Raw genomic sequence first — 6038 nt, forward strand, 5'->3', positions numbered from 1 at the left:
CAAAATACCCTAGAATCTTATTATACTTTAGGAAGTTCATTTAACTTACACATATTCCTAAATTGCCAATAACTAGGCTCTAAATAATAAGAATAAGGAGTATAATAAAAGATAATTAAGCCTATACTTCCAAGAAAGACTAAAAACTTTGAAACGCTTTTTGTAGATTTAAAGATGATTTTATAAATAAATTTTAATATAAGATAAGAAAGAATAGTAGAAATTATAATAAGAAGTAATATATATGTCATGGGTTATCTCCTTAGATTCTCTATTTTATTAAAATTAAGATGTAATTTTGTGGTTTGATAAAGATTAGCTCGCTAGCATCCAAACATAGAAGACAAAAATTGCTCATTAAGATAAATGATTTCATGTATGAATAAATAGTATTATAATTTAGAAAGTAGTTTTGTAATTAAAACCAAGAAAACAAAATATATTTTTAAGATATAACCCCGACTATAATTACGCATTTTAGTCGGGATTTTTTAAGATAATTATAATTAAGCTTTACCTTCTCTCCAATCATCACTTCCGCTAGTTCCAGCAGCAGTATGTTCCCAAACTACTTTTCTATAACTCATTGAAACTTTTAAAAGCTCGGTTTTATCATGATTACTTGACTCTTGTGCATTTGGCATTATTAATTCAATATTTGTAATAATTGCATCTTCCAATTTTGTAGTAAAAAAATGTTCAGATCCGCCACTTGCTGCAGTTCTAAACCAATGAACTTCGACTGTTGGAAGTCTTTCTCCTTTGGTAAGTGCATTATATAACAAAGGCACGGACTTATTCAATGAGCAAGTAAAAGAAAAGGGCTTATGAACTCTTTGTCCAGAAGGTTGCCCACTTTGCTGATCAACGGGTACAGTTACGATATGAGATACCTCTTGCGCCATGATTTCATCTTCATGACCTGATTTATATCTATTGCCAATACTCGCTTCAGTAGATGCACCACTTGAAATCAAACCTTGTGTGGAACCTTCAATTCTTATAAACGCTGGTTCAGCCATAAAAAGAACCTCCTTTAATTTTTTTTAACATTCAAAATTGTATCATTTTAATCTTAATCTATATAAATTTTTGTAAAATATTTGTATATTGATATTAATATTTATTTGTTTTTACTTTAAATAAGGAATAACGATGTTTAAAAAAATATTTGATTTTGTGAAATCAAGATTATTTATAACTGCTTTTTTACTTTGTTGTATTTTTCTTTTTAGTGTTTTATTTTGGTTTTGGGGTCCTTTAATAGCTTTTAACGACATATATATTTTTAGTAGCTCATTTTTAAGATTTAGTATTATCTTGATAATTTGGCTTATTGTTTTTTTATTTTTTTTATTAAAGCCTATTATAAATTTTATATCTTCTTTAAAAAGTGAAAAAAGATTAAAATTTAAAGTCCTAAAAAAAGAAGCTGATGAGTTCATTTACAAATCTAAAAGAAACTTCTTTTTATCTCTTAAAGATGCCAAAGAAACATGGAAGAATGATTTAAAAACAAAAAATTTACCCTTAATTATCATCATAGGAAATGAAGGGGCTGGAAAAAGCACTTTTATCAATTATTCTAACATCGAATATCCACTTAGCGATAGTTTAGAGTCTTATAAAAAATTCCATAAGTCTACTAGAAATTTTGCACTTTATGTATCAAAAAAAGGCGCTTTGTTAGATACAGAAGGAAACTATTTTTCACAAGAAGAATTTTTTAAGCCTACAAGTAGCGATGAAATACCCGAAGATGATATAGATAAAAATAGAGATTTTTTAATTAAAAAAAATATATGGAAAAAATTCCTTACTTTTCTCAATAAAAATTTTTTTCATAGCAAACTAAATGGAATTATTTTAGTTGTTGATACTGTCCTTTTCTTAAATAATCCTAAGGAGTATTCCAAAAATCTTATTAGATATCTAACAAAAAGAGTAAACGAATGTGAAAAAACTTTGAATTTAAAGTTGCCCATCTATATAGTTTTTTCAAAACTTGACTTGATGGAAGGCATGAAAGAGTATTTTGATATTTTCGATAAAAAAATTTCGGATAAAATTTTAGGATTATCTTTTGATAAAATCTTAAGTGAAGAATTTTTAAATAATGAATTTAAAGAATTAAGTGATTCATTATTATGCTCTTTAATGAGTAAAAATTCCCATATTTACAATATGGAAAATAAAAATAAAAGCTACTTATTTTTAAAACAATTTGATAATTTATTTGCATTAGCAAAGACTTTTATTTTGGAAGTACAAGAAGAAAATAAGCTTAAAAATAATTCTTATCTTAGAGGAGTTTATTTTGTTAGCGCCTATCAAGAAAATATTCCTAGAAATTTCTTACTCGATGCCATATGTGAGAAATATAACTGCAAAAAAGTATTATCAAAATCCAATATTATACATAATAAACAAAGCTATTTTGTTAAATCACTGCTCGAAGATTTAATTTTTACAGATTATTCTTTAAGCGCTATGAAATCTTATTCTAAAAAATTATCTTTTTTAATTATAATTTTAATCATAAGCTTTGGAACATATGCTATATCTTCTTATTTTATAAGTAAAAACAATAAAGAATTCGAAAAAAGCCAAAATACCTTAAGATCTTTACAATTGCTTCTTAAAGATCAAGATTATCAAAATTTAAATATTAAACAAAAAGCTGACTTCTTAATTGAATTGAGAAATATTTTAAATACTTATCCTGAACTTTGGCAAGATAATAATATATTTCAATATTTAAATCTAAATCTCTCATACAAAGGATTTAAAGAAGCTAAACAACTTTATTATAAACTGAATGAAGATGTGTTAAAAAATACTTTATTAAAAGAAATGGAATATACTTTACTTACCGATACAAATAAAGAAAATTTAATCAAAACATTATATATGTATAGATCTTTATTTGAACAAAAATATTTTAATAAAGAAATACTAAAAATTTGGATTAACGAGAATTGGAATACTTTAAGTAAGTATTCAATCTCTAAAGATGACTTTCTAGAAGGGGTGGATGAGCTTAAACAATTTAATCTTAAATCTTTTACAGAAGATGAAAACAGTATACATACAGGAAAAAGAAAACTTGAGAGTATAAGTAGAACTCAAAGAATTTACATTCTTCTTAATTTTTTAAATAGCGATAAACCTAAAGAAAAATATCTTATAAAAGAGGATTTAGGTTTTGCTGCAAATAGTGTATTTTCAAATAATTCTCAAATAACTTCTATAGATAAAATATATACAAAAGTTGGTATGATGGACTTTTTAAATGATTTAAATCAACAAGTTGACACCGCAATCAATATTGAATCTTGGATGCTAGATAACAATTTTAAAGAAAATAAAAACACTTTGACTATGGGTATTTTAAAATTATACTTAAGTGAATACCAAAATGCTTGGCAAAATCTACTCGCTTCATTGCAACCTGTTAGGTATAATACCAAAGAGGCAATGCTTAATGAGCTTAATATCTTATCAAAAAAAGAAAACCCTTTATATTCTTTGTTAAAAATTGTTAGTTCTAATACAAATTTAAATGATGCAGTTTTACTAACTCAAGCCTACAATTTAGGATTAAATGCTGGGGAAATTAGATCAAATTTTATTGGGGTAAGCAATGCTTTCACACAATATCATAAGCTAGTAAACAAAAATACACTTTTGAGTGTTGGTAATATAGAAGTGGGCAAAGGCACTGATGATGAAAAAATATTAGATATTCTTAATACAAGTATTGCAAATATGTCCAATAAAATTATAGATTTTAGTTCTAATAATAACCAAAGCGCTGAAGAAAAAATTTCATATGCTCTTGGAGGCAATAAAGATGCCAATGATCCTTTTGCTGTATTTCAAATGAACATAAAAAAATTACCTAATGATTTAGAGAGATATTATAGTCAGCTTTCTAATTATTCGTGGAATTTTATAGAAAATCATGGTATTTCTTTATTTAATACTGCTTGGATTAATGAAGTGTATAATCCATTTGTTAATGATATTGCGCCATATTATCCTTTTAATGATGAGAGTGTAGCAGATCTTAGTATGGATAGTTTTAAAACATTTTTTGGAAGAAATGGGACATTAAATAGTTTTTATAAAAAATACTTGAACAATGTTTTGGTAAAAAGAAAAAATAACTATTCTGTCAATTCTCAATTTGCTTCAAAATTAAATTTCTCTAAAGAATTTTTAGATTTTATCACCAATGCAGGCAATCTCTCTAGTCTCATACTAAATGGTAATGATAATATAAAAGTTAATTTTACTATTCAAAGCCTTGATTTAAGTGCGGATTTTTCCTTTATAAAGCTTGGCTATGATAATAAAAATATCCAATACGATCATACTCTTAATCAAACCCTACAAATTGTAGCAGAAAAATTCAATAATGGAACAAGTTTAAATTTTACAGCCTATAACTACTCTAATCCTAATTTAAATTATACAAAATCATATAAAGGAGAATGGGCATGGTATAAGTTTATAAAAGATAATAAAAGTAATTCTATATACAGCATTATATTTAACAATAATAAAAACTTATATTTTGACTTTGAAATTATTAACGGTGCTAGTGAATTAAATAATATAGTTTATATTTTAAATAATCTTAAAATAGTAGAAAATATTACAGGGGTAAATAAACAATGATAGAAAAAGAAGAAATAGGAATTACTATTGAGAATTATGACGAATGTATTAGTGGTTCTAAAACATTTGTATTTAACACAAAGGGTGGAACTATAGGAAGCGGTGATGATTGCACTTTTCGTATTCAAGATAAACTAGAACAAATCAAAAATACCCATGCCATAGTATCTTATGAAGAAGGATCTTTTACAATTGCGGCTTTTGAAGATTCTGACATTTATTATAATAAGTCCTTTTCTAGAATGCCAAGTGGCTATGAAATAATAATCAGTATAGGCGATATTTTTAAAATCGGTAATTTAGAATTTAGATTTGTGGATGCAAAAAGCATTGAAGCAAGCATTAAAGAAAATAAAAAATACTTAGAAGATATTGAAAAACGCAATCATTTTGATGAAATTGAAATTAAGCCTAGAGGAAAAACAAGTATAAATTTTGACAAAAATAAAGAGTTGAAAGAGATTTTAGAAAATAATGATTATAAATTTATCGAAGAAGAAAAGGCAGATGATAGCTTTTTAAAAGAAATAATTCAAAAAAATCCAAATTCATTAGAATATGAAAATGTTTTAAAAAGTTTGGTAAAAAATTTAAAAGATATTAAAACAAAACAACAAAACTCTAAATTAAATAATGATTATTCTCCTATCAACATTAAAGATTTTGAAAGTATTATTAATAATATACCCTTAATCAAATCCACAAGATTGATCAATATTTTAGCCCTTAGCCTAATCGCAAAAGAATTATATACTCCAATATTTGAAGAAATGGAAGAAAATATGTTTATTAAATATATTGAAGCTGCCATACAAAATAATATTAAAGAAGATAAGATTCTTTTTGAAAATCTTACCATCAAAGCATTGGAAAAGTATATTAAAGATTTTGAGTGATTTTTACTCTTTGATATTATGCTCTTTAGCATAAGCTAGTATTTTAGCTCGAAGTTCTTGCGGAAAATTATATCTATAAATAGCAGGAATTCTTGGATCAAGGAGTTTGTCTAAATATCCTCTTTTATAAATCCATTCTAATCTTTCAGGTGTAAAATAATAAGGGGCATTAGGATAGCCTTGAGGAGGAGTGAGGGCTGCTAGTTTGGCGCTTAATACTAGGGTATCTTTGAATAAAGTAGCTTGTTGTTCACTCCAATCATTTGGAGTATCTACATCAAATCTTGTTACCATTCCATTTTCGTATCCATCCATAGCATCATCAAATTTATTTCTACTTTCAGAAGTAGAATCTATATCTCTTGGATCTTTTAATTTGCTTTTTTAATATCATTATATAAAGCCCAAATGATCCTGCCTTCTTCATCATAGGCAAAATCATATTTATTTAAATCAATC

General features: G+C 25.8%; 4 protein-coding genes and 1 pseudogene. 2 read left to right on the forward strand and 3 right to left on the reverse strand.

The annotated features are described in order from the left end of the window. Positions 1 to 20 precede the first annotated feature (20 nt). Together AJN69_RS05445 and AJN69_RS05450 are read right to left on the reverse strand one after the other, a co-directional pair. On the reverse strand, positions 21 to 251 hold the full coding sequence (locus AJN69_RS05445; protein ID WP_002881838.1) for a hypothetical protein: 231 nt from the start codon (positions 249 to 251) through the stop codon (positions 21 to 23). A 255-nt stretch (positions 252 to 506) separates the two neighbouring features. Next, positions 507 to 1022, reverse strand: a complete 516-nt coding sequence (locus AJN69_RS05450) for an Hcp family type VI secretion system effector (protein WP_044779685.1) — start codon at positions 1020 to 1022, stop codon at positions 507 to 509. Positions 1023 to 1155: 133 nt separating this feature from the next. Between AJN69_RS05450 and tssM the strand changes: the two genes are divergently transcribed. Further along, positions 1156 to 4683, forward strand: a complete 3528-nt coding sequence (gene tssM, locus AJN69_RS05455) for a type VI secretion system membrane subunit TssM (RefSeq protein WP_070287942.1) — start codon at positions 1156 to 1158, stop codon at positions 4681 to 4683. After that, positions 4680 to 5579, forward strand: coding sequence for an FHA domain-containing protein (locus AJN69_RS05460; RefSeq protein ID WP_044779682.1), 900 nt, complete (start codon positions 4680 to 4682; stop codon positions 5577 to 5579). Before tssM ends, AJN69_RS05460 begins: the two co-directional genes overlap by 4 nt. A gap of 3 nt (positions 5580 to 5582) precedes the next feature. On the opposite strand, the pseudogene AJN69_RS05465 reads toward AJN69_RS05460, so the two are convergent. Beyond that, positions 5583 to 6038, reverse strand: a pseudogene (locus AJN69_RS05465) (hypothetical protein); the annotation flags it as partial.

The sequence above is a fragment of the Campylobacter sp. BCW_4338 genome (assembly GCF_001763255.1).
GTDB classification, from domain to species: Bacteria; Campylobacterota; Campylobacteria; order Campylobacterales; family Campylobacteraceae; genus Campylobacter_D; species Campylobacter_D jejuni.